The organism is Tessaracoccus luoxuelianae (assembly GCF_055326245.1).
This window is the reverse complement of the sequence record NZ_JBUZNO010000006.1, coordinates 238,878-260,869: the sequence shown is the minus strand read 5'-3', so window position 1 is coordinate 260,869 and position 21,992 is coordinate 238,878. Positions and strand designations below refer to the sequence as shown.

Annotated in this window: 26 protein-coding genes; 10 read left to right on the top strand and 16 right to left on the bottom strand. The window is 67.6% G+C overall.

Annotation, left to right across the window (positions count from 1 at the left end; translation table 11 throughout):
* Positions 1-119 precede the first annotated feature (119 nt).
* The 4 genes from ACZK39_RS11240 to ACZK39_RS11225 all read right to left on the bottom strand — a co-directional run bounded on the left by ACZK39_RS11240 (position 120) and on the right by ACZK39_RS11225 (position 3,078).
* Positions 120-854: a hypothetical protein gene (locus ACZK39_RS11240; RefSeq protein WP_344676232.1), complete on the bottom strand. Its 735-nt coding sequence runs from the start codon at positions 852-854 to the stop codon at positions 120-122.
* 234 nt (positions 855-1,088) lie between these two features.
* On the bottom strand, positions 1,089-1,607 hold the full coding sequence (locus ACZK39_RS11235) for a hypothetical protein (RefSeq protein ID WP_463613335.1): 519 nt from the start codon (positions 1,605-1,607) through the stop codon (positions 1,089-1,091).
* Positions 1,608-1,949: 342 nt separating this feature from the next.
* Entirely contained in the window at positions 1,950-2,216 is a 267-nt protein-coding gene (locus ACZK39_RS11230) for a hypothetical protein (protein ID WP_459054848.1), read from the bottom strand.
* A gap of 436 nt (positions 2,217-2,652) precedes the next feature.
* Entirely contained in the window at positions 2,653-3,078 is a 426-nt protein-coding gene (locus ACZK39_RS11225) for an NUDIX hydrolase (RefSeq protein WP_459054849.1), read from the bottom strand.
* 53 nt (positions 3,079-3,131) lie between these two features.
* On the opposite strand from ACZK39_RS11225, the gene ACZK39_RS11220 reads away from it, so the two are divergent.
* A complete protein-coding gene (locus ACZK39_RS11220; protein ID WP_459054850.1) occupies positions 3,132-3,698 on the top strand; it encodes an isochorismatase family protein in 567 nt (188 codons plus the stop codon).
* A gap of 11 nt (positions 3,699-3,709) precedes the next feature.
* Here ACZK39_RS11220 and ACZK39_RS11215 read toward each other — a convergent pair whose 3' ends face one another.
* From ACZK39_RS11215 to ACZK39_RS11205, 3 genes are all read right to left on the bottom strand, one after another.
* A complete protein-coding gene (locus ACZK39_RS11215; protein WP_182781854.1) occupies positions 3,710-4,138 on the bottom strand; it encodes a CBS domain-containing protein in 429 nt (142 codons plus the stop codon).
* 62 nt (positions 4,139-4,200) lie between these two features.
* Positions 4,201-5,037: a serine O-acetyltransferase gene (gene cysE, locus ACZK39_RS11210; protein WP_182781853.1), complete on the bottom strand. Its 837-nt coding sequence runs from the start codon at positions 5,035-5,037 to the stop codon at positions 4,201-4,203.
* A 62-nt stretch (positions 5,038-5,099) separates the two neighbouring features.
* Positions 5,100-5,309, bottom strand: a complete 210-nt coding sequence (locus tag ACZK39_RS11205) for a DUF6191 domain-containing protein (RefSeq protein ID WP_182798553.1) — start codon at positions 5,307-5,309, stop codon at positions 5,100-5,102.
* A 244-nt stretch (positions 5,310-5,553) separates the two neighbouring features.
* Between ACZK39_RS11205 and ACZK39_RS11200 the strand changes: the two genes are divergently transcribed.
* Positions 5,554-5,919, top strand: coding sequence for an HsmA family protein (locus ACZK39_RS11200; protein ID WP_459054851.1), 366 nt, complete (start codon positions 5,554-5,556; stop codon positions 5,917-5,919).
* Between the two features lie 22 nt (positions 5,920-5,941).
* Here the strand turns inward: ACZK39_RS11200 and ACZK39_RS11195 are convergent, their stop codons facing one another.
* Complete coding sequence (locus ACZK39_RS11195) at positions 5,942-7,111, bottom strand: phosphoglycerate dehydrogenase (protein WP_220489022.1); 1,170 nt, start codon at positions 7,109-7,111, stop codon at positions 5,942-5,944.
* 2 nt (positions 7,112-7,113) lie between these two features.
* On the bottom strand, positions 7,114-8,196 hold the full coding sequence (gene serC, locus ACZK39_RS11190; RefSeq protein WP_459054852.1) for a 3-phosphoserine/phosphohydroxythreonine transaminase: 1,083 nt from the start codon (positions 8,194-8,196) through the stop codon (positions 7,114-7,116).
* Positions 8,197-8,322: 126 nt separating this feature from the next.
* On the opposite strand from serC, the gene trpB reads away from it, so the two are divergent.
* Positions 8,323-9,522 carry a tryptophan synthase subunit beta gene (gene trpB / locus ACZK39_RS11185; RefSeq protein WP_459054853.1) on the top strand — a complete coding sequence of 400 codons (1,200 nt, stop codon included), beginning with the start codon at positions 8,323-8,325 and terminating at the stop codon, positions 9,520-9,522.
* A 21-nt stretch (positions 9,523-9,543) separates the two neighbouring features.
* Here trpB and ACZK39_RS11180 read toward each other — a convergent pair whose 3' ends face one another.
* On the bottom strand, positions 9,544-10,455 hold the full coding sequence (locus ACZK39_RS11180; RefSeq protein ID WP_182781848.1) for an AEC family transporter: 912 nt from the start codon (positions 10,453-10,455) through the stop codon (positions 9,544-9,546).
* A 250-nt stretch (positions 10,456-10,705) separates the two neighbouring features.
* Between ACZK39_RS11180 and ACZK39_RS11175 the strand changes: the two genes are divergently transcribed.
* Positions 10,706-11,179: a hypothetical protein gene (locus tag ACZK39_RS11175; protein WP_182798558.1), complete on the top strand. Its 474-nt coding sequence runs from the start codon at positions 10,706-10,708 to the stop codon at positions 11,177-11,179.
* A 74-nt stretch (positions 11,180-11,253) separates the two neighbouring features.
* On the opposite strand, the gene ACZK39_RS11170 is transcribed toward ACZK39_RS11175, so the two are convergent.
* From ACZK39_RS11170 to ychF, 4 genes are all read right to left on the bottom strand, one after another.
* On the bottom strand, positions 11,254-11,682 hold the full coding sequence (locus ACZK39_RS11170) for a type II toxin-antitoxin system VapC family toxin (RefSeq protein WP_459054854.1): 429 nt from the start codon (positions 11,680-11,682) through the stop codon (positions 11,254-11,256).
* Complete coding sequence (locus tag ACZK39_RS11165; RefSeq protein ID WP_459054855.1) at positions 11,679-11,966, bottom strand: type II toxin-antitoxin system Phd/YefM family antitoxin; 288 nt, start codon at positions 11,964-11,966, stop codon at positions 11,679-11,681. The genes ACZK39_RS11170 and ACZK39_RS11165 overlap by 4 nt, the downstream gene beginning before the upstream one ends.
* 80 nt (positions 11,967-12,046) lie before the next feature.
* A complete protein-coding gene (locus ACZK39_RS11160; RefSeq protein ID WP_459054856.1) occupies positions 12,047-12,295 on the bottom strand; it encodes a hypothetical protein in 249 nt (82 codons plus the stop codon).
* Between the two features lie 205 nt (positions 12,296-12,500).
* Complete coding sequence (ychF, locus tag ACZK39_RS11155; protein WP_459054857.1) at positions 12,501-13,574, bottom strand: redox-regulated ATPase YchF; 1,074 nt, start codon at positions 13,572-13,574, stop codon at positions 12,501-12,503.
* Positions 13,575-13,746: 172 nt separating this feature from the next.
* Between ychF and ACZK39_RS11150 the strand changes: the two genes are divergently transcribed.
* The 4 genes from ACZK39_RS11150 to ACZK39_RS11135 are packed head-to-tail and all read left to right on the top strand — an operon-like array spanning position 13,747 to position 17,561.
* Positions 13,747-14,691, top strand: coding sequence for a siderophore ABC transporter substrate-binding protein (locus ACZK39_RS11150; RefSeq protein ID WP_459054858.1), 945 nt, complete (start codon positions 13,747-13,749; stop codon positions 14,689-14,691).
* A gap of 10 nt (positions 14,692-14,701) precedes the next feature.
* Positions 14,702-15,721, top strand: a complete 1,020-nt coding sequence (locus ACZK39_RS11145; protein WP_220490777.1) for an ABC transporter permease — start codon at positions 14,702-14,704, stop codon at positions 15,719-15,721.
* Positions 15,718-16,695, top strand: coding sequence for an iron chelate uptake ABC transporter family permease subunit (locus tag ACZK39_RS11140; RefSeq protein WP_182781841.1), 978 nt, complete (start codon positions 15,718-15,720; stop codon positions 16,693-16,695). The genes ACZK39_RS11145 and ACZK39_RS11140 overlap by 4 nt, the downstream gene beginning before the upstream one ends.
* Entirely contained in the window at positions 16,692-17,561 is an 870-nt protein-coding gene (locus tag ACZK39_RS11135) for an iron ABC transporter ATP-binding protein (RefSeq protein ID WP_182781840.1), read from the top strand. Before ACZK39_RS11140 ends, ACZK39_RS11135 begins: the two co-directional genes overlap by 4 nt.
* Here ACZK39_RS11135 and ACZK39_RS11130 read toward each other — a convergent pair whose 3' ends face one another.
* The gene (locus tag ACZK39_RS11130; RefSeq protein WP_182798562.1) at positions 17,562-18,827 is read right to left on the bottom strand and encodes a M18 family aminopeptidase; all 1,266 of its coding nucleotides are present in this window, start codon (positions 18,825-18,827) and stop codon (positions 17,562-17,564) included.
* 94 nt (positions 18,828-18,921) lie between these two features.
* Here ACZK39_RS11130 and ACZK39_RS11125 point away from each other — a divergent pair, with 94 nt between their 5' ends.
* Positions 18,922-20,445: a DNA recombination protein RmuC gene (locus tag ACZK39_RS11125; RefSeq protein WP_459054859.1), complete on the top strand. Its 1,524-nt coding sequence runs from the start codon at positions 18,922-18,924 to the stop codon at positions 20,443-20,445.
* Positions 20,446-20,448: 3 nt separating this feature from the next.
* Here ACZK39_RS11125 and ACZK39_RS11120 read toward each other — a convergent pair whose 3' ends face one another.
* Entirely contained in the window at positions 20,449-20,661 is a 213-nt protein-coding gene (locus tag ACZK39_RS11120; protein ID WP_182781838.1) for a hypothetical protein, read from the bottom strand.
* A 56-nt stretch (positions 20,662-20,717) separates the two neighbouring features.
* On the opposite strand from ACZK39_RS11120, the gene ilvA reads away from it, so the two are divergent.
* Complete coding sequence (gene ilvA / locus ACZK39_RS11115; RefSeq protein ID WP_459054860.1) at positions 20,718-21,983, top strand: threonine ammonia-lyase IlvA; 1,266 nt, start codon at positions 20,718-20,720, stop codon at positions 21,981-21,983.
* Positions 21,984-21,992 lie beyond the last annotated feature (9 nt).

Genomic DNA, 21,992 nt, shown 5'->3' with positions numbered 1-21,992 from the left:
AACTCCAGCTCAGGTGGAATCGTCTGGTGCCCGGTTCACGCGTCGTGCGGCGGTTCAGCAGGCGGGGCGAGCTGGATCGGCCGGGTCGAACGGGCCGGTCGGCGGGTCGGAGGCGGCTGTCAGGCCCGCCGGGGCGCCGGATTGATGGCGTCCCCGGACCAGCTCATGTTGTCGTCCACACCAACCTCGAACGCCTCAAGAGCGGGATCGGCGAGAACGACGTCCGCGACCGCGCGCTCGCAGCCGAGCAGCGTGAAGCCGAAGTCGATCTCGGTGGCCAGACACCAGACGTGGTCGTCCGGCCATACGAGGTTCGCCGACTGCCCGAAGCTCTCGTCCTCGACCCACGTCTCGTGCGCGGCCAGGGGCGCCCGGAACAGGTGGTAGCGCCGGTGCGGCAGGGCCAACACCGGCTCGGCACCCCCCGGGACCCGGCTCGGCACCGGGACCTCGTAGGTCATCAGATCGGGGTGGTGCGCCTCGACCGCGCCGCCTCCCCAGAACCCGTAGCCCTCCCACACCGCGTAGGTCACGTCCCCAGACGCCTGCAGGTGCGCGACCAGCGCGTCGTGGTCGGGGCGCGGGAGATGGCCATCCGGCGGCCACAGGTTCGGGTGGCGCAGGGTGTCGAACATGTGGCTCCACTGCGCCAGGGGATGCAGGACGCGTCCATTGGACGCCGCGATCTCCCGCCAGCGGCGTCCGTCCGGCAGGGGGTGCAGGACCCGCACATACGCCGCGAAGCCCGTCGGCACCATGGCACCCACCGGAACCCCAGCCGGTCCCCACGGCAGCAGCCGGGGCGCGAGCCAAGCCGACAGGGCGGCGTCCGTCGTGTGGCGAGGCAGGGCCATACCGCAAGGGTAAGGCCGTAGCGCCCCACTCCTGATGTGCGGGAACGGGGCCACCCGCTCGTTGCGGACAGCGTTCAACACGAAGGCATACCGCGCTGCGGCAAGCGGAGCCGACACACGACCCTCGCGCAACCCGCGGCATGTGCGGATGTAGGTCGCGTCACTCAGGACCACACAGTAAGTCGCTACCGCTCGAGAAGTGGGCGACCGGTGGGATCCCCGCCGTGGGGTGTGTCATTTCGATCTGATCGACCCCGACCAAAGGGTTCGGCGGCCGAGAATGTCCGTAGAAACGACCTCGATGGCACTTGGCCTGATCCGCGTTGGGGCCAGGGACTCAGCCCTCCGCGGCTGGCCCGAGTCCCGCGCTGCCCATCCCCAGAGATCGGCACATGTCCCCTCGATCTCCCGCAGCAAAATGTCATGGGTGTCCGGCGTCGCGTACCCCAACGCCCACAACACCACGGGGCGCTTGCCCGTCCGACGCACCTGGACGAACCCCGCCGAAACCCCCGAGAAGAAGTTCACGTCCCAGATCTCGAACTCCTCGATCGAGGAGACATCAATGCTCCTCGCAGCGACCAGACCGCGGTAAATGACCTGCGGCCCCGACTGCGACACCGACAATCCCGCGATGAAGAGCGCCCGGTAGCCGACGATCAGGGCCGGGCTGGCAACGGCCAGCCAGAGCGCGACGCTAGACACGCTGGCTCCAGGCGAGAAGGTCACCCACGTCAGAACAAGCCAGAGCACCACCGGCACCATCCACAACCAGCGGACCCACCTGAGCAACGCTGCCCGAGACCCTGCTCCGCCACTGACCATCAACGACACCCTTCTGCTGATGCCGATCCATCGTGCATCGGAACTCTACCGGCAGGCCTTGTCGCGGACCGTCTCGTATGCCCGAGACGCGGCAATTGCGCGCGTTCAGGCGGTACGGGGCTCAACCACTGTCTCAGCCAGTTGGCTGATGGGACAGGCCTCATCGAGCTCAAGGGTCGCTCCGCCGTAGACGCGGGCTCCGACCGACCCGAGCCTCCAGCGCGCGGAAAAGTCTCTCAGTGCCGCCCCCCCCCCCCACGCTCAACCCGATCACACGATCAGTAAGTACCCCAACATCCCTATTGAGACAACGAGAACGTCATGCCACAAGCTGACTTCCTCTATACCAAGCAGGTACGAAAGCCCGTTGATTACGAGGACGGTAAACAAGGCAAGTGTTGAAATGACGCTTGCCAGGATTAGCCACGGCACATCCGCCCCGAAGTAGAAGAACAACCCAGCGGCGCCGAGTGCCGTGAGTAACGTGATGCCCGTCGCAACGACGATCCAGGCCAGCGTGGCCTCGACTACATCCACGCCAAGGAGGCGGTGTTGCCGAAGGACGTCGGCTACCTCTCGGGGGCGAGTCACGAGTGCATGAACGCCAACTACTGCAAGAGTGAGCCATGGACGGCTCCGAGCAAATCGTGAACCACCGACCTTCCTCCGAGCTTGTCGACTCCCTGCCCTAGCCACGTCTATGTCCTTTTCGTCTTGTCATGGACATTGATCCTTGCGCGCCACCGAAGCGATCACAGCCCCATCTGGGCCGGTATCACACCCAGCACCGCCCTCGCCGCGGACAAGTACAGCCCCCACCTTCGATTCACGCTCAGAGACTACCGATGCCCGATTGTGTCTCGACATCCGACTCTCGGCATGACCGTGAAACCGCACAGCCATCCCTTGACACCAGCACCCGAGCAGGCGCGAACTGGGCGCCGCCGCCGCGGCAGGAGGACTCATCCCCTACTTAAGACCGGTCACCCGCCCGAGCCAGGAGCGGCGCGATCACCGTGGTGTAGAGCGGCGCCAGGGTGGGATCAGACCCGTCGAGCGCGACGACGGGATCCGACCAGCGCACGGCGTCGATCTCCGCGGCCGGCTGCACCCGGCCGAGGACCGGATCAGGCCAGCTGAATACGTGCGCGACGACGGTGTGGTCCGGTTCGTTGGCGGCGGCCGCCTCGAACAGTCCCAGGGGCTCCAGCCGGAGGGGATCCAGAACCAGGCCGAGCTCCTCCCGGACCTCCCGGGCGCCGCACTGCTCAGGAGACTCCCCCGGGTCAGGCTTGCCTCCCGGGTTCATCCACATCGACGTGCCGCGCTTGCGCACCAGCAGCACCGCGCCGGTGGGATCGCGCAGCACCACGGCCGTCACGTGGATGCATCGCTCCATGCGGCCGAGGCTACCGCGTTAGGCTGGACGGACCGAGCCGAGAGGGGGCCGACGTGGCCAAGGCACTGATCGTGGTGGACGTCCAGGTGGACTTCTGCGAGGGCGGAGCCCTCGGGGTCGACGGCGGCAACGCCGTGGCCGAGAAGACAGCAGAGCTGCTGAACGGCGATCACGGCTACCGCCGGGTGGTGGCGACGCGGGATCACCACATCGACCCGGGAGCGCACTTCTCCGACAGCCCTGATTTCGTCGACAGTTGGCCGCCCCACTGCGTGGTCGGCACCCCCGGACAGGAGCTTCATCCGGTGCTGCGGGGGTTGGCCTTCGATGCGGTGTTCGATAAGGGCTCCTTCGCGGCCGCGTACTCCGGCTTCGAGGGCACCATCGGGGGCGAGGACGACGGGATCGGACTGGCGCGGTGGCTGGGCCTGCACGGCATCACTGCGGTCGACGTGTGCGGCATCGCAACCGACTACTGCGTGCGGGCCACCGCCATCGACGCGGCGCGCGAGGGGTTCGACACCATGGTCCTCGGCGGGTTGGTGGCAGCCGTGCACGCGGAGAGAGTGGCCCGCGTCGTCGACGAGCTGGCCGACGAGCGCGTGGCCTGGGTGGGCTGAGGTCGCCCCGATCAGCTCTGGACGTACTTGATGAGGTACTCCTGCTCCGTCTGCAGCTGGTCGATCCGGCTCTTGACGATGTCGCCGATGCTGACGATGGCCACGAAGTGCCCCTCCTGCACCACAGGCATGTGGCGGGTTCGGAACTCGGTCATGGCCGCCGCCACGCTGGCGATGTCGTCATCCGGGACGCACACGTGCACGTCGCGGTCGAGGATCTCGCCGATGGTGGCCTCCAGGGCCGCGGCGCCGCGCTCCCCAAGCGCCCGCACCACGTCCCGCTCGCCGGCGATGCCGGTGACCGTCTGGTCGTCGTCGGTGATGACGACGGCTCCGATCCGGTGCTGGGTCATGAGTTTCACGAGGTCCGCGACGCTCTGGTCAGAGCGGGCGGTGATGACAGTGGAGCCCTTGCTGGCGATGACGTCGTTGATGCGCATGGCTCACGGTATCGCCGCCGGAGGGGCCGGCGGTAGCAATTCCACCGAAAGTTCCGGCTCGGCTACCACCCTTGCGGAACGGCTTCGCGGCCGGACTCCTCAAGGTCGTCGATGCTCTGATCCATCTCGAATGCAGGCAGAGCGGAGGCCGGGATGTTGACGATCTTGGCCGGGACACCCGCCACCGTGGTGTGCGGAGGCACATCGTGGAGCACCACGGAGCCTGCGCCGATCTTCGCCCCTTCCCCCACGCGGATGTTGCCCAGCACCTTCGCGCCGGCGCCGATCATCACCCCTCGGCCGATCTTGGGGTGACGGTCGCCGCCCTCCTTGCCCGAACCGCCGAGGGTGACCTCGTGCAGCATCGAGAAGTCGTCCTCCACCACGGCCGTCTCGCCGATCACGACGCTGGTGGCGTGGTCGAACATGATGCCCTTCCCGATCCGGGCACCGGGGTGGATGTCGACGGCGAACACCTCTGAGATGCGGCTCTGCAGATAGAGCGCGAGCGGCTTCCTGTCATGCATCCAGTAGAAGTGCGCCACCCGGTAGGCCTGGATGGACTGGAAGCCCTTGAAGTAGAGCAGCGGGTTGGCGTAGCCGGGGCACGCGGGGTCCCGGCTCACGACGGCCTGCAGGTCCGCGCGGATGGCACGCTGAATGCACTCGTCGTCGAGGATCACGTCGTGGATGATGTCGCGCAGGCTGAGTGCCGGCAGCGTCGTGTTGTCCAGTTTGGCGGCCAGAATCAGGCTGAGCGCGTCCTCCAGGTCCGGCTGGCTGAGAACCACGGTGTGCAGGAATCCGGCGAGCAGCGGCTCGTGGGCGGCCGCCTCGGCGCACTCGGCCTTGATCGACTCCCAGATCTGGTCGTCGGAGACGATGCGGGTCGGATCCATGGGGAACTCCTTGTGTGGTCGGACGTCTGCCAACGTTACCCACCCCGCGCCTTTGGCAGGGATCAGTCCGCTGACGGCGAACCTCCGGGGCTCCTGGAGGGTTGAGGGACGCTCTCGGGTGGCAGGGTGATCGTGACCGAGCCCGATTCGAGGTCCAACGGTTCCGGCCCCGGGGCCCCCTTGTCGGCCTCGACGATGAGGATCTTGTCAAGGTCGCGCTGCTGACGGACGTACTCCAATCCTGGCTGGAATATCGACATGAAGTCGGACACTGGCTCACCTCCGTGTGTGCCCCCACTGTAGGCACCGATTCGCGGCGTCACTAGTGTCCTGCGCCAGAAGTTCGTTGATGGGTGGCGATGTCCCAGGGGATGGATCGCAAGGCCGACGAGCGAAGTAGCACTTGGTTGTTCGTCGAGTGAGGAGAACGCGGCGAGGCGCCGCTGGGGGCCGTCAATCGCAGTGAATTTCTGGCGCAGGACACTAGCATGAGACGCCCCAACCCGAGGAGTCATAGTGGACCCAAGTGCCAGCATCGTCATCACCTCGGCGCTGATCTTCTACTCGATCGGCGTGTGGGGGGAGCGTCTCAGCGGACGGCTCAAGTGGTGGAATCTGGCGTTCTTCATCCTCGGCCTGATCTTCGACACGATCGGCACCAGCATGATGTTCGACTTCGTCGGGGGCATGACGTTTGATGTCCACGGGATCTCCGGGCTCATCGCGATCCTGCTCATGTTCGTCCACGCCGCCTGGGCGCTGGTTGTGCTGCTCCGCAAGGACGAGGACGCCATCAGGAGCTTCCACAAGTTCAGCATTCTCGTGTGGGCCGTCTGGCTCATCCCCTACTTCAGCCCCATGTTCTTCGCGATGGCCGGCTAGCCACCGCGCACGGGCGGCCCCGTCAGATCACGCGCACCGAGAGGACGCCCTCGATGGCACCGATCTCAGCCGCCAAGGTGTCCGGGACCGTTCCCTCGACGTCGATCAGCGTGTAGGCGAGCTCCCCACGGGACTTGTTGAGCAGGTCCGCGATGTTGAGCCCGGCGTCGGCCAGGAGCGTCGAGATGCGTCCAACCATGTTGGGGACGTTGGCGTTGGCGATCGCCAGACGACGTGTCCTCTCGTATCGGGCGAGCACCGCGTCGGGGAAATTCACGGAGTTGCTGATGTCGCCGTTTTCCAGGAAGGCGCGCAGCTGTGCGGCGGCCATCACAGCGCAGTTGTCCTCAGCCTCTCCCGTCGACGCGCCGAGATGCGGCGTCGCGACGACCGCGGGATGACCGTTGAGCCGCGGCGAGGGGAAGTCGCAGATGTAGCCGCGCAGCTTGTGCCGGTCCAGGGCATCGACGACGGCCTCCTCGTCGACGATGGCCGCGCGCGAGAAGTTGAGCAGTAGCGCCTTGGGCTTCATGAGGGCCAGCCGGTCGGCGCCGAGTAGGCCACGCGTCCCGGCGACGAGGGGGATGTGGAGCGAGACGGCGTCCGAGCGCTTGAGGACCTCCTCGAGCGAGGTTGCCTGCTCAACGGTGGCTGACAGCTTCCAGGCGTGGCCCACCGTGATCTGGGGGTCGTACCCCAGCACGCGCATTCCCAGCGCCGCGGCGGCGTTGGCCACCTGGACGCCGATCGCGCCGAGTCCGATCACGCCGAGAACGCGCCCGGGGAGCTCGAAGCCGACGAACGCCTTCTTGCCCCTCTCGACGGCGTCCTCGACCTCCTCCGGGGTCCCCGTGAGGGAACGGCTGAACTCCACGGACTGCACGATGTTGCGCGCCCCCGCCAGCAGACCGGCCAGGACGAGTTCCTTGACCGCGTTCGCGTTCGCACCGGGGGTGTTGAAGACCGGCACGCCGCGGGCGCTCAGGTCTGCAACTGGCACGTTGTTGGTCCCGGCGCCGGCTCGCGCCACCGCGATCACCGACGCCGGGATCTCCCGGCTGAAGAGGTTGGCGGACCGCACGAGCAGCGCGTCCGGGTTGGGCATGTCTGCCGCGACGACGTAGGACTCCGGAGGTAGTTGCGCCAGCCCGTGCGCGCTGATGGCGTTGAGCGTCTGGACCCGGTAGGCCACGGTCAGGCGTTCCGGCGCTCGAAGTCGGCCATGAAGCCGATCAGCGCGTCGACGCCCTCTGGCGGCATGGCGTTGTAGATGGAGGCACGCATGCCGCCCACGCTTCGGTGACCCGCGAGATTCGTCAGCCCCGCCGCGGCTGCCTCGGCAACGAACGCCTTGTCACGCTCGGGCTTCGCGGTGACGAACGGGACGTTCATCCAGGAGCGGGAGTCAGGGGCGACGGGGTTGGAGTAGAACTCGGACTCGTCGATGAAGGAGTAGAGCTTCGTAGCCTTGGCGGAGTTGCGCGCGGCCATGGCCTCGAGGCCACCGAGGGACTGGACCCACTCGAGGATGAGGCCGAGCAGGTAGACGCTGAAGGTGGGCGGGGTGTTGAGCATGGAGTCGCTGGCGGCCATCTGCGCGTAGTCCCAGATCGACGGGGTGGTGGGGCGGGCGTGGCCGACGAGGTCGTCGCGGACGATGACGACGCACAGCCCGGCCGGCCCCATGTTCTTCTGCGCGCCACCGAAGATCAGGCCGAACTTTTCGACCTCGACCGGGCGCGACAGGATGGTGGAGCTCAGGTCCGCCACGAGCGGCACTGCACCGGCGTCCGGCACGTAGGAGTACTCGACGCCACCGATGGTCTCGTTGGGTGTGTAGTAGAGGTACTTCGCCTCAGGGTTGACCGCGAAGCTCCCCGGCGCCGGGGTGGTCGTGTAGCTCGACGCTGCCTCGTCGGCGATGACGTCGACGACGAGGTCCTGCTTCTTCGCCTCGGAGATCGCCTTCTTCGTCCACTGCCCCGTGTGGAGGACGTTGATCAGGTCACCGGGTGCGGTCAGGTTCATCGGGATGCCGGCGAACTGCCCGTATGCCCCACCCTGGAGGAAGAGGACGCGGTAGTGGTCCGGCACCCCCATGACCTGGCGCATCCGGGCCTCCGCCTCGGCCGCGCAGGCGACGAAGTCCTTGCCGCGGTGGCTGACCTCGAGCACCGACATCCCTGAGCCGAGCCAGTCGGTGAGTTCGGATTGGGCCCGCTCGAGGACGGCGAGCGGGAGCATGGCAGGGCCGGCAGAGAAGTTGTAGACGCGCACGGGCCAAGTCTCGCAGCGTCGGCGCCCGATGACCGAGGGGGTCCACCGAAGCGACGTCGCCGATTCAGCCGGCTCGTTTCCGGGACCGGGTCACGCGCCGCGCAGCGAGGCAGTAGGTTCTGCGGCGTGACGAACTATTCTCAGGCGGACGAAGCAGGCTACTTCGGGCGATTCGGCGGTGCCTATCTCCCGCCGCACCTGGTGCAGCCCATCGCCGAGGTGAAGGCCGCCTATGCCGAGGCCCGCAACGATCCCGCGTTCATGGAGGAGTACGCCCACCTTCTCAAGGCCTACGTCGGGCGCCCGTCGCTGCTGCACTTCGCCGAGAACCTCACTGAGCACCTGGGCGGCGCGAAGATCTACCTCAAGCGCGAGGACCTCAACCACACCGGTTCGCACAAGATCAACCACTGCCTCGGCGAAGGCCTGCTGGCCCGTCGCATGGGCAAGAAGAAGCTGATCGCCGAGACCGGGGCAGGTCAGCACGGGGTCGCGCTCGCCACCGCTGCCGCGCTTCTGGGCCTGGAGTGCGAGATCCACATGGGTGCCATCGATGTGGCGAAGCAGCACCCGAACGTGGTGCGGATGCAGCTGCTCGGCGCGAAGGTCGTCGAGGTCACCGAGGGCGGCGCTTCTCTGAAGGAGGCCGTCGACTCCGCCTTCTCCACCTATGCGCGCGACTTCGAGGACACGTTCTTCGGCATCGGTTCCGTCGTGGGCCCGGACCCGTACCCGTCGATGGTGCGCGACTTCCAGGCCATCGTCGGCCGTGAGGCGCGGGCCCAGATGCTGGAGGCCGAGGGCCGGCTGCCCGATGCGGTCGCCGCCTGCGTGGGCGGCGGGTCGAACGCGCTGGGCCTGTTCACCGCCTTCCTCGACGACGAGGAGGTGCGCCTCTACGGCGTCGAACCGGCGGGTCGCGGTGTCGAGGTCCTGGGCGAGCACGCCGCCACCATGACCACGGGCACCGACGGCGTCCTGCACGGGATGGCCACCAAGGTGATCCAGACGCCCGAGGGCGAGCCCGCCCCCGTGCACTCCATCGCCTCCGGCCTGGACTACCCCGGCGTCGGTCCCCAGCACGCCTTCCTGAACGAGATCGGGCGCGTCACCTACGTGTCGGCCACGGATGCGGAGTGCCTCGACGCGTTCCAGCTGCTGTGCCGCACCGAGGGCATCATCCCTGCCCTGGAGAGCTCGCACGCCGTGGCGCACGCCATGCGGATGGCTCCGTCGATGCCGAAGGACGCGATCGTGCTGATCAACCTGTCAGGTCGCGGCGACAAGGACGTCGATTACGTCGCCGAGGTGTTGTCCTCCCGATAGTCGGCCGGACGTGGCTGCCGGTCATCCCAGTGTGAGCAGGATGGCCGGCATCACGACGATCGCGACCAGAATGGTCACGCTGGTGATGAACGCGCTCGTCTCCACGTCCAACCCGGCCTCTTCCGAGAATCCCGCCACCATGGACGCCACCGGGGCGAAGAGCAGCATCACCAGCACCAGCTTGATGTCGGGGGACAGCGGCAGCGTGAACCAGATTCCCAGGGCCAGGACGATCGCGAAGGTGTAGCGCAGCGCGAGGTATTTGGCGGCGCGCGTGAGCTTGCTGCGGTGCAGCCTGATCTCCAGGCCGATGCCGATCATCAGCATCGCGAGGAAGGGGTTGGCGGCCCCGACGGTGCTGGTGAAGACGATGACCGGGTCCGGTAGCGTCAGGTTGGCCGACCTCATCGCCACGAGGACGAGGTAGGTCACGAAGATGGGCGAGCTGAACACGATCCTGAGGAACGACACGACCGTGGTTCTCTTCGACTGGTCGACCATGCTCATGCCCCAGCCGTATCCCACGCCGGCGGAGGCGAGCGAGTTGCCGACGTCGAACATGGCTGTGTGGACCATCGCGGGCGCACCCATGAAGCCCGAGATGTAGGGCATCGAGAAGGCGCCGATGTTGTAGGTCCCGGAGTGGAATACGCCGAAGGCCTTGGCCCGGGGACCGTTGCGACGGTTGAGCCAGTAGCCCACGACCTGCTGCCCGAGGTTGACGACGAATCCGATCACGACCAGCGACGCGAGCGCAGGAACGAGGTCGTAGCTGTTGAAACTTGTCGCCAGCGCGCAGGGCAACGTGACCCGCAGGACGAGCTTGGAGAAGATCCCGAAGTCGGACGCCTTCACCCAGCCGAGCCGCTTGATGCCGTACCCGATGGCGACGATCAGCACCAGGGACAGCGCCTTGGTCAGGATCTCGGCCACGCGATTCTCCTCCCAGGCGGCGCCCACGAGTGTACTGAGGGTGAACCAGCGTCCGGACGCTGCCGTGCCCGACCCAGACCCCGTGGCGCGACGACGTCGACGCCAGCTATCCCAGTCAAGGAGTCAAGGTCACGCGACTGGCAGGACCAGCTTCTCCCGTTGTCCACAGGCGAAATCCACGGAGGCAGCCCTTCTCCACAGTGAGCTCTGTGGAGTCCCTGCGGGACTCTGCTTGTAGCAGGCTGCAGGCATGGGAATTCGCTACTACGCCTATCCGCTTGCACCCGAGTTCGTCGACAGGGCAACCGAGGATCCGTGGGCCTTCATGTCTGACGACCCGCTCGCCGATGCGTGGGGACCGAAGGAATCTGCTCCCGACATGTTGTATCTCGACAAGTGCTGGAGATACCTGCAGCGGTTGACTACCCCTGGTGTCGCGTGCCCGCGCATCGCGTATGACCTGTTCGAGGGCGACGTCACGCACACATCACGCGGCTGGATCCCATGGATCAAGGTCCTCACACCCGACGCGGTGAGCGAGATCTCCCGAGACCTGTCACTGCTCGACGGTGACGATGTCGACGCACTGCTCGCCCGGGATGATTTCTACACGACCCGCCTTGAAGAGGACCGCAGCTACATCAAGGAGCATTTGCGCTCTGCCCAGGCTTTCACCGCCCGGATGCAGGCGCGCGGATGGGGTTTGGTCTATCTCATCGGATGAGTCCGCTCGAACCTCACGGCTCGGCCCTCACGGACCCCCGCAGGGCACAACTTCGCGGTGGACAGGGCGTGATGTCAGCCATGATCAGCAGTCTCCGCTGGGTCCGCACTGGTGAAGCCAGGTGAGATCACCGCGAGTCCGATGGACCGGGCCGCTTCGCCGAGCCTGTGGTCATAGGTCAGCATGGCGTCGGCATCCATCCGCAACGCGGCCTCAAGGTGAAGCGCGTCGAGGGTGCGAAGGTACGCCATCGGGAGGAACCCAGCGCTCCGATAGAGGGCCCTGTCGAGGGCCGCGAGCGCCACACCATCGAGTACACGAGTCACGTCCCCCTGGTCAAGGCCTTCCCGGACGGCTAATCTGCGCAACTCGGTCTCCAGTAGGTCGCACGACACCAGCGCGCTCGCCGTGTGATCGAGCCAGTCTGCCAGCACAGTGCTCTCCGGCTGCTCGATGAGCAGCGCACCCAGAGCAGACGTATCCACGTAGACGATGTAGCTCACCGTCGCGGCCGATCCCCGCGCAGGTCATCGAGCGTCTCCCCCAGAGACCGCGTCGCGGCCTTCCGCTTAATGCCCAGTGCCGACCAGCCTCCGACCCGCCGAGCAGGCCTGGTGATCGCCAGGCCTGCCCGGGGGGCCTCTATGGGCACGATCCGGCCAACGGGCACTCCGCTGTTGGTCAGGATGAAGGAGTGGCCCTCCCCCACTGCGCGCAGCACCCGTCCGGACTCATTCCGCAGCTCGCGCTGGGACAGACTCTCCACGACAGGTTCCGACGCGCTCATGTCGCCATCGTAGCACCCGTGCTACGTTCAGGCCCGGCAGCACGTGAACTTAGGGTGCAAGCGGCGTTTCTTGACCACCCCTAGGGTCGCCCCGCCCGCCACCGTCTCGCATAGTCAATGGTGACCGCGGTGGTGATCGCCACGCCAACCCATGGCATCCAGATGCCCGCCCCGCTCCAGGTATCGGCGTGGACGATGTTGTTGAGTTCGTCGCTGCGTCTACCCGACGGCTGGAAGCTCGCACGGGCAGTGCCGTCGCCGTCAGGACTTCCATCGAGGTAGATCTGCTCCTTGACAAGGGAGCCGTCATCACTGATCCACGTCCCCACGCTGCGACACCCACGCCGGGCTGGCTCGCAGTCGGTCGCGGTGAAGGTCCCCCATAAGACTGGTTGCCCCTCAGCCGCGTCCAGCGCGGATTCAACTCCCGTGATCGCCATCAACACGGCACACGCAGTCATGATCAAGTAGAAGATGGCGTGCCCAACTCGCCTGAGCACCGCCGCTACACCCCTCCCGGATCCGTCCCAGTGCCTAGACGTTAAACCGGAACTCGACGACGTCGCCGTCGGCCATCACGTAGTCCTTGCCCTCGAGGCGCATCTTGCCCGCCGCCTTGGCCGCGGCCTCGGAGCCGGCCGCCATGAGGTCGTCGAATCCGATCACCTGGGCCTTGATGAAGCCCTTCTGGAAGTCCGTGTGGATCACACCGGCTGCCTCGGGCGCCGTCGCTCCCTTCGGGATGGTCCAGGCCCGCGACTCCTTGGGGCCGGCGGTGAGGTAGGTCTGCAGGCCCAGCGTGTCGAAGCCGACGCGCGCCAGGACATCGAGGCCGGGCTCCTCGACGCCCATCTCGGCGAGGAACTCGCGCGCCTCGTCCTCGTCCATCTCGACCACTTCCGACTCGAACTTCGCGTCCAGGAAGATCGCCTCCGACGGGGCCACCAGCTCACTCATGCGGCCCTTGAGGTCCTCGTCGCCCAGCTCGTCCTGGTCGCAGTTGAAGACGTAGAGGTAGGGCTTGGCAGTGAGGAGGAAAAGGTCCCGGAGCTCGTCGATGTCGAGGCCGGCGGCGCGGACACCCTTGCCCGATTCCAGCGCGTCCTTGGCGGCCTGGTAGGCGGCGAGCTTCGGCAGTGTCTCCTTCTTGATCCGCGCCTCCTTCTCCACCCTGGGGAGGGCCTTCTCGACGGTGGCGAGGTCGGCCAGGATGAGCTCGGTGGCGATGGTGTCGATGTCGTTGGCCGGGTCCACCTTGCCGTCGACGTGCGTGACGTCCTCGTCGTCGAAGACGCGGGTGACCTGGCAGATGGCGTCGGCCTCACGGATATTGGCCAGGAAGGCGTTGCCCATGCCCTCGCCCTGCGAGGCCCCCTTCACGATGCCGGCGATGTCGACGAAGCTGACGGTCGCGGGAATGATCCGCTCGGAGCCGTAGAGCTTGGCCAGCTGCGCCAGCCGAGGGTCCGGCACGCCGACCACCCCGACGTTGGGCTCGATCGTCGCGAACGGGTAGTTCGCGGCGAGCACGTCGTTGCGCGTCAACGCGTTGAAGAGAGTCGACTTGCCGGCATTGGGGAGACCGACGATCCCGATGGTGAGTGCCACGAGGGACGAGCTTACCGGGCCCGTGGCCCCCGACCGAACGAGCCACCCCACCCGACCCACCGCCCTAGCCGAAGCCATTCTCACCAAATTGGGCATCTTTGCGTACTGAAATTCAAACAGGTTAGGGTTCCCTTAGTCGACTCCCCATGAAACTCTGCCAAGAAGGACTGATATGAATCGCACCCGCATCCCCGGCGCCCTCTCCGCCCTCCTCTTCCTCCCCCTCGCCGCGTGCGGCGGCCAGTCCGCAGCCGAGGAACCCGCGGCGGGCGAACCCATCACCGTCACGCACACTCAGGGCGAGACCACGCTCGACGGGCCGGCCGAGCGCATCGTCGTCCTCGATCTCGGTTCCCTGGACACCGTCCGCGCGCTCGGGGCCTCCGACAACGTCGTGGGACTCACCAAGGGCGCAGCGCTCCCCGAGCCGCTCAGCGAGTTCGCAGACGAGAAGTATGCGGACCTCGGCTCCGTCGTCGAGCCTGACCTCGAGGCCATCGCCGCACTGGATCCCGATCTCATCATCGCCGGCTTCCGCACCGCCGCCCTCGTGGAGGAGCTGTCGAAGAACTTCCCGACGATCGACATCACCTTCGACGCGGAGAAGTCGTTCTACGAAGGTATCGAGTATTCGACGAACATCATCGCCAAGGCTGTGGGCGCCGAGGACGAGGCCGCCGAACAGCTCGCGGAGGTTGAGGAGGCCCTCGCGGCCGCACAGGGCAAGACGCCCGGGGGCCAGACTGCCCTCATTCTCATGACCAGCGGCGGCAAGGTGTCGGCTCAAGGCACCGAGTCGCGCTACCGAGTCCTCCACAATGAGCTGGGCTTCGAGCCCGCCATCTCCGACGTCGACGCCGAGGCCCACGGCGACGCCATCTCCTTCGAGGCCATCGCCGAGGCGAACCCCGACGTGCTGTTCGTCGTGGACCGCGACGCGGCCATCGGCCAGGAGGGCCAGGCAGCCGCACAGGTGCTGGACAACGAGTTGATGGCCAACACCACGGCCTGGAGCAACGGCGACGTCACCTACCTCGACGGTGGACGCTGGTACATCATGATCCACGGCGTGGACAACGCTGTGGAGATGCTGAGCGACGCCACGGCCACCAACTGATCGTGACGCCGTGACTGCCACCACCGACGCCACCCGGCGCACTCTGCCCGCCGGCCGCCCCCTGTCCTGGGGGTGGCTCGGCGGGCTCGGCGCGCTTCTGGGCTTGTCGGTGCTGTCGCTGTTCGTCGGCGCCGCCGATCTCTCCCCCTGGGATTTCCTCACCGGGCGCGCCACGCCCGACGACTGGCTCACCTTCACCGTTTCCCGGGTGCCACGAACTCTCGCAGTGCTGTTGGCGGGCGCATCCCTGGCCCTGTCGGGCCTCCTCATGCAGCTGCTCGTGCGCAACCGTTTCGTCGAGCCAGGCACCGTCGGCACGTCCGAGTCCGCGGGCGTGGGCATCCTGATCGCGATCCTCCTGTTCCCAGAGGCGCCGCTCGTGGTCAAGATGGTCCTTGCGATTCTGACCGCCTTGGCGGGCACCGCCCTGTTCCTGCGGCTGGTCAGATCGCTACCGCCGACGGTCCCCGTCGTTGCCGTGCCGTTGGTGGGGATCATGCTGGCCGGGGTGATCGCAGCCGGCACCACCTTCGTCGCCTACCGGCTGGAGCTCATGCAGACCATCGGAATCTGGATGCAGGGTGACTTCTCCGGCGTACTCCGCGGCCGCTACGAACTGCTGTGGCTGCTCGCGGTGCTGGGCGCCCTGCTGTGGTTCTTCGCGGACCGCTTCACCCTCGCATCCCTCGGCGAGGAGCATTCGAAGGCTCTCGGCCTGTCCTACAAGGCCACACTCAATCTGGGGCTGGGCCTGGTCGCCACGTCGAGCGCCATCACGCTGGTGGTAGTGGGAGGGATCGGCTTCGTCGGCCTCGTGATCCCCAACCTCATCGTGCTCTGGCGCGGGGACAACCTGCGGCGCAACATCGGCTGGACCGCCCTCGCGGGCGCCGGATTCGTGCTGGTCTGCGATCTCCTCGCCCGCACCCTCAACCCGCCCTACGAGATCCCCGTGGGGACGGTCTCGGGGGTACTCGGCGGCGTCGTGTTTCTCGTGCTCCTCCTCACCGGACGGATGCGCACCCGATGACCGCCTTGACCACCCCCCGAACCTCGATCGCACCGTCATTCCGGCTGCTGCTCGCGCTGGCGCTGTGCGCGGTCGCCGCCGTCGCGTTCATGACCCTCAACCTCAGCGGCGACCTCGGCTTCATTCTCGAGCTCCGCAGCCGCAAGGTGGCATCGATGATCGTGGTCGGGTGGGCCACCGGGGTAGCGACGGTGGCGTTCCAGACCGTGACCAACAACCGCCTTCTCACGCCGTCGATCATGGGGCTGGATGCCCTGTACGTGTTCCTGCAGTCGCTCCTGGTCCTGACGATGGGCGTGGCGGTCGTGGGGCAGATCGGCGCCTACCCGATGTTCGCACTCAACGTGGCGCTCATGCTGGGGGTGGCAACCCTCCTCACTGAGGTCCTGTTCGGACGGAGGAGCCGCTCGATCTACGTGGTGGTGCTGGCGGGCCTGGTGCTCGGCTCCGTCCTTCGTTCACTGTCATCGCTGATTGCTCGCGTCCTGGACCCCAGCGCCTTCACCGTTCTGCAGGACAACCTCTTCGCCAGTTTCACCGCGGTCAACCCGGAGCTGATCTGGCTGGGCGCAGCCATCGTCACCGCCGCAAGCTTGTGGCTGTGGCGACGGCGCGCGGACCTCGATGTCCTCTCCCTCGGCAGGGACGCCGCCGTCAGCCTCGGCGTCCCCTACCAGCGCACCGTCCGGGGCGTGCTCCTCGTGGCAACCCTCCTGGTCTGCGTCTCCACCGCGCTCGTCGGCCCCATTACCTTCCTCGGCCTGATCGTGGCGGCCATCGCCTACCAGATCAGCGGCACCGGGCGCCACAGCATCGTGATGCCAATGGCAGGGCTGCTGGGCGTCGGCGTGCTACTGGGCGGCCAGACCGTCCTCGAACAACTCCTCGGCCAGGCCACCGTGTTGTCGGTGGTCATCGAATTCGTCGGCGGTATCGCCTTCATCTGGCTCGTGATCCGAAAGGTACGCACATGATCAACGTCAGGAACCTCTCCAAGCGCTACGGCCGCAGCCTCGTGGTCAACGACGTGACGCTGGAACTGCGCGATGGCGGTCTGACCGCGATTGTGGGGGCCAACGGCGCTGGCAAGTCCACGCTTCTCTCGATGATCGCGCGTCTCCTCGAGGCCGACGGCGGATCGATCTCGGTGGGTGACCTGGACGTGGCGACGGCGGACTCACGAGAGCTCGCCAAGCGCCTCGCGGTGCTGCGCCAGTCCAACGATCTTCAGAGCCGCCTCACCGTCGCCGACCTCGTGGGCTTCGGGCGCTACCCCCACTCAGGCGGGCGTCTGACGGCTGACGACCGGCTCAGGATCGACGAGGCGATCGCCTGGATGGATCTTGATGATCTGCGGGACCGTTTCCTCGACGAGATGAGCGGCGGCCAGCGCCAACGCGCCTTCGTGGCCATGGTACTGGCCCAGGACACGCAGTATGTGCTGCTCGATGAGCCCCTCAACAATCTCGATGTGGCCCACGCCCACGCCATGCTGCAGACGCTGCGGCGGGCCGCCGACGAACTGGGCAAGACAGTGGTGATCGTGGTCCACGACATCAACTACGCGGCCTGCTGGGCGGACCAGATCGTCGCGATGAAGGACGGCCGGGTGATGGCCGTCGGCTCCCCGCAGGAACTGGTGCGCCCGGACGTGCTCCGAGACGTCTTCGACCTGGAGATCGAGGTGACGCAGTTCCGGGGACGCCCGATCGCGCACTTCTACCTGCCGGTTCCGCTGTGCACGTCGTGCCACCGTTCCTCGCGGGACGGCTGCTGCCTCGATGGCGCCCCAACCAGACCCGTCTCCCTGACCCTCGGCGCCCGTTCCGGCGCAGCCTGACTAGGCGCCGGCCCAGTACGCCGCGACAGCGCGGGCCAGGAACCACGGGTCCTCCACTCCGCACAGCTCCCGGGCCGAATGCATGCTCAGCAGGCCCACGCCCACGTCGACGGTGGTGATACCCAGCCTGGTGGCGGTGATGGGGCCGATGGTGGAGCCGCACGGCACGGCGTTGTTGGACACGAACGGCTGGGTGGGCACACCCGCGGCGGCGCAGGCCCGCAGCCAGATGGCGGCACCGACGGCATCAGTGGCGTAGCGCTGGTTGGCGTTGATCTTCAGAAGCGGACCGCGGTTGGGCAGCGGCCGGTTCACCGGGTCGTGGTGGTTCGGATAGTTGGGGTGCACGAGATGCCCGGTGTCGGCCGAGACACAACTGGAGCGGGCGAACATGGCACGCGTCTGGTCAAGGCCAAGGCCGAAGCCGGCAGCGATCCGCTCCAGCACGTCCTGCAGCACGGGCCCGCCGGCTCCGCTGGTGGTGGCCGAGCCCACCTCCTCGTGGTCGAAGGCGACGAAGACCGCGACGTCTGCGCCGGCCTCGGCCGAGCTGATCGCTGTGAGAGCGGCATGCGTGCAGGCCAGGTTGTCCAGCCGGCCCGAGGCGAGGAACTCGCGCTCGACGCCGATGACGGCCGGGCGTTGCGTGTCGAAGACGAAGAGATCGTGCAGCGCCACGTCACCGGGCGCGATGCCCGCCAAGGCGCAGAGGTGCTCGATCAGCGACTGCTTCAGCTCCACGGCCACGATGGGCTGCGTCCCGGTCTGCTTGTCCAGGGTCAGCGACTCGTTTGCCCCGCGGTCCAGATGGATCGCGAGCTGAGGGATGCGGGCGACGGGACCTGTGCGCACGAGGTGCACGGCACCGTCGAGTGTGGTCAGGCGGCCCGCGATGCCGAGGTCACGGTCCAGCCACGAGTTCAGCAGGGGGCCGCCGTAGACCTCGACGCCAAGCTGAGTCCATCCAGCGCTGGACAGGTGCGCGCCGGGCTTCAGCTTGAATCCCGGTGAGTCCGTGTGTGTGCCGACGATCCGGAACTCGGCCTCGTGCCCCAGCGTGTCCGGGGACACCCACGCCACGACGGCGCCGTCGCGTACCAGGAACCGCCGGCCACCGACGTCCGACCATGGGCGGCGGGCGTCGACCTCCACGAACCCGGCCAGCCTCAGCTGCGCTGCGATCTGATCCGCGGCATGGAAGGAGGTGGGCGAGGCGACGACGAAATCGGTCAGCTGATCAACGTGGTCCTGGGCTGAAGCGAGCATGGCCCTACGGTAGCCGCGGAATCGGAGGCCGGTTCCGGGCCCCCGGCCGGAGTGGCTGACGGAAATTGTCGGTGGCCCCTGATTGAGTGGACGCATGGACCTGATCGCTCTCCTTCTGAGCCTCCTCACCCTCGTCGCGGGCGCCGCCCTCGGGTACGTCGTCGGGCGCCGTCACGCCGCCTCGGACTCGGGCAGGCGGGCCCGCGCGGACGAACAGCTGGCCCTCTCTGACGCGCGGCAGGAGGTGTCGCGGGCGTGGGCCGAGGCCAGCCGTGCGCGGGAGGAGTCGGCCGTGGTGAAGGCGGAGGTGGCTCAGCACCTGGCCGAGAAGGCGGACCTGCGCACCGCTGCCGTGGACGCGCAACGCCTTCTGGCAGAAGTCCGCGGGGAGACCGCGGCTGTCGAGGCCCGTGTGGCGGCGCTCTCGGCCCAGCGGGACGCTGCGATGGCGCGCGCTGAGCAGCTCGCGGCAGACCGGGAGTCGCTCCTGGACCGCTTCAAGGTGCTCTCGGCGGAGTCCCTGGAGCGTCAGGGCAGGCAGGCCGATGTGGTGGCCGATGCCCGGCTCAAGGCGACCGAGCAGCTGATCACCCCATTGACCGATGGTCTGCGCCAGCTGCAGGAGCGGCTGCAGTCCGTGGAGAAGGACCGCGTCCGGATGGCGGCGGAGCTGGGTGAGCAGGTGCAGGCGGTGCGGCTCTCCGGGGACGCCATCCGCCGCGAGACCGTCAGCCTGAGCAACGCGCTGCGCACGCCTCAGGTGCGCGGGGCCTGGGGAGAGCGCAGCCTGAAGCGCATCGTCGAGATCTCGGGTCTCACCGAGCGCTGTGACTTCGACTCCCAGGCCACCTATACCTCGGACGACGGCCGCTTCCGGCCGGACATGCGGATCAATCTCCCCGCGGGCAAGGTGATCTTCGTGGATTCCAAGGTGCCGCTGAGCGCAGCCCTGGAGGCCTATAACACCGAGGACGAGGAGGCGCAGAAGGCGCACTTCAAGACGTTCTCCGCCCACGTCCGCAAGCACATCGACGACCTCTCGGGGAGGCACTACTGGCAGCTGGATCTCGGCTCGCCGGAGTTCGTGGTCCTCTATCTGCCCTCCGACGAGTTCTACCGCCTGGCGCTGGAACAGGAGCCGGCCCTGCATGACTACGCCACGCGCCGCCAGATCGTCCTGGCCTCGCCCGGGCTGCTCATCCCGCAGCTGCAGATCGTCGCCAACGGGTGGCAGCAGGTGTCGCTCGCGGAGACGGCCGGTCAGGTCTCCAAGCTGGGGCGCGAGCTCTACGACAGGCTTGCCACGCTGGGCCAGCACTTCGACAAGCTGGGACGGTCCCTCGGCAGCGCCGTCCAGCACTACAACAAGGCGGTCGGCGCCGTGGAGACCCGGGTCATGGTGTCGGCTCGCCGCTTCCGCGAGCTGGGGGTCACATCGGAGGAGATCGCGGATCTCGCGCCGGTGATCGAGACCCCGCGCCAGATCGCGGTGCCGGAGATGCTGGAGTTCGACGAGCTGCGCAGCCTCGAGCGCAGCACCGTCGCAGACGACGCGGATCTGCTGGACGGATCCGCCGTGCGCCAGCTGCGTCGACGCACCGGCACCGCAGATTCGTGAGCCTCACCGCAGCGTGGGCGAAGGGCTGGGCGCCACGCTGACCGTGGGGCTGGGAGCCGGGTCGTCTCGAGGTGCCCACGGCCTGGCCAGCAGGACCCCGGCCACCAGCCCCAACGCCACCAGGGCCAGCGCGCGGGTGAGGATGAGGGTCCAATCGGGCCCCTGCTCCGCCACCTCCGGCTCGATGGGCTCCGGGGGCACCTGCGCTGCCGCCATCCATCCATGCTGCCATCCTGTTGGCCCATCCGGCCCCAGACCGCGACAATGAACAGATGAGCGCCCTGTCAGACCTCGCCGTCCAGATCCCTGCCGCCGTGGACAGGCTTGGCCGGATCGCGCACCGCACCCCGGTGCAGCTCAACGCGCGCCTGTCGAGGGCCACCGGATCCGAGATCTGGGTCAAGCGTGAGGACCTGCAGCCGGTCCGCTCCTACAAGCTGCGCGGCGCCTACAACCTCATGGCCCAGCTAAGCGAGGCCGAGAAGCGTGCCGGCGTGGTGTGCGCCTCGGCGGGCAATCACGGCCAGGGCGTGGCGTTCTCGGCAGCGGCTCTGGGCATCAAGGCCACCGTCGTGGTCCCGCACACCACCCCGAGGCAGAAGCGCCAGCGCATCCTCGAGATCGGGCACGGGTTCGTCGAGCTGGTGCTCCACGGCGCCAGCTACGACGACGCCTCAGACGAGGCCGCCCGCCTTGCCGGGGACGGGAAGGTCCTGGTGCCCGCCTTCAACGACCAGCGCACGGCCGCCGGGCAGGCCACGGTGGTGGTGGAGGCCTTCGAGCAGTTGGGGTTCGTGCCGGGGGTGGTGGTGCTGCCGGTGGGCGGCGGCGGTCTCCTCGCCGGCGCGGCCGCGTGGCTGCGCACGCACCATCCCGAGGTGCGGATCATCGGGGTCGAGCCTGAGGGGGCACCGTGTGTGGCCGCCGCCATCTCGGCCGGGCGCCCGGTGACACTCCACGACATCGACACCTTCGTCGACGGCGCGGCCGTCAAGCGGGTCGGCGACTTCACGTTCGAGGTGATCCAGGAGGCGCGCGTCGAGTTGGTGCGGGTGCCCGAGGGACAGGTGTGCTCCGAGATGCTGGAGTTCTACCAGGTCGACGGCATCATCGCCGAGCCGGCCGGGGCGCTGGCCGCCGCGGCCCTGCCCAGTGGCGGCGTGGGTCCCAGGGTGCAGATCCCCAGCGGCTCGCGCGTGCTGGTGCTGCTGTCCGGGGGCAACAACGACGTGTCCCGCTACGCCGAGGTGGTCGAGCGGTCCCTCATCCACGAGGGTCGCAAGCGCTACTTCCTCGTCGACTTCCCCCAGCAACCTGGCGCGCTGCGCATGTTCCTGGATTCGGTGCTCGGCCCAGACGACGACATCACCTACTTCGAGTACGTCAAACGCAACAACCGCGACACCGGGCCGGCCCTGGTGGGCGTGGAGCTGGGAAACCCCGGCGACTACCGCTTCCTGGTGCAGCGGATCGACGAATGCGGCATGACCGCGGAGGAAGTGGCCTACGACAGCCCGTTCTTCCGCTTCCTCACCTGAGCGTCCTGC

Excerpts from the sequence above, each read along its gene's own strand:
- ACZK39_RS11120 (WP_182781838.1), bottom strand. The coding sequence starts at position 20,661 with ATGGCGGCAGCGCAGGTGCCCCCGGAGCCCATCGAGCCGGAGGTGGCG.
- ACZK39_RS11140 (WP_182781841.1), top strand. The coding sequence starts at position 15,718 with ATGACCGCCTTGACCACCCCCCGAACCTCGATCGCACCGTCATTCCGG.
- ACZK39_RS11135 (WP_182781840.1), top strand. The coding sequence starts at position 16,692 with ATGATCAACGTCAGGAACCTCTCCAAGCGCTACGGCCGCAGCCTCGTG.
- ACZK39_RS11175 (WP_182798558.1), top strand. The coding sequence starts at position 10,706 with ATGGGAATTCGCTACTACGCCTATCCGCTTGCACCCGAGTTCGTCGAC.
- ACZK39_RS11125 (WP_459054859.1), top strand. The coding sequence starts at position 18,922 with ATGGACCTGATCGCTCTCCTTCTGAGCCTCCTCACCCTCGTCGCGGGC.
- ilvA (WP_459054860.1), top strand. The coding sequence starts at position 20,718 with ATGAGCGCCCTGTCAGACCTCGCCGTCCAGATCCCTGCCGCCGTGGAC.
- ACZK39_RS11240 (WP_344676232.1), bottom strand. The coding sequence starts at position 854 with ATGGCCCTGCCTCGCCACACGACGGACGCCGCCCTGTCGGCTTGGCTC.
- ACZK39_RS11225 (WP_459054849.1), bottom strand. The coding sequence starts at position 3,078 with ATGGAGCGATGCATCCACGTGACGGCCGTGGTGCTGCGCGATCCCACC.
- ACZK39_RS11130 (WP_182798562.1), bottom strand. The coding sequence starts at position 18,827 with ATGCTCGCTTCAGCCCAGGACCACGTTGATCAGCTGACCGATTTCGTC.
- cysE (WP_182781853.1), bottom strand. The coding sequence starts at position 5,037 with ATGGATCCGACCCGCATCGTCTCCGACGACCAGATCTGGGAGTCGATC.
- ACZK39_RS11165 (WP_459054855.1), bottom strand. The coding sequence starts at position 11,966 with ATGAGCGCGTCGGAACCTGTCGTGGAGAGTCTGTCCCAGCGCGAGCTG.
- ACZK39_RS11150 (WP_459054858.1), top strand. The coding sequence starts at position 13,747 with ATGAATCGCACCCGCATCCCCGGCGCCCTCTCCGCCCTCCTCTTCCTC.
- ACZK39_RS11215 (WP_182781854.1), bottom strand. The coding sequence starts at position 4,138 with ATGCGCATCAACGACGTCATCGCCAGCAAGGGCTCCACTGTCATCACC.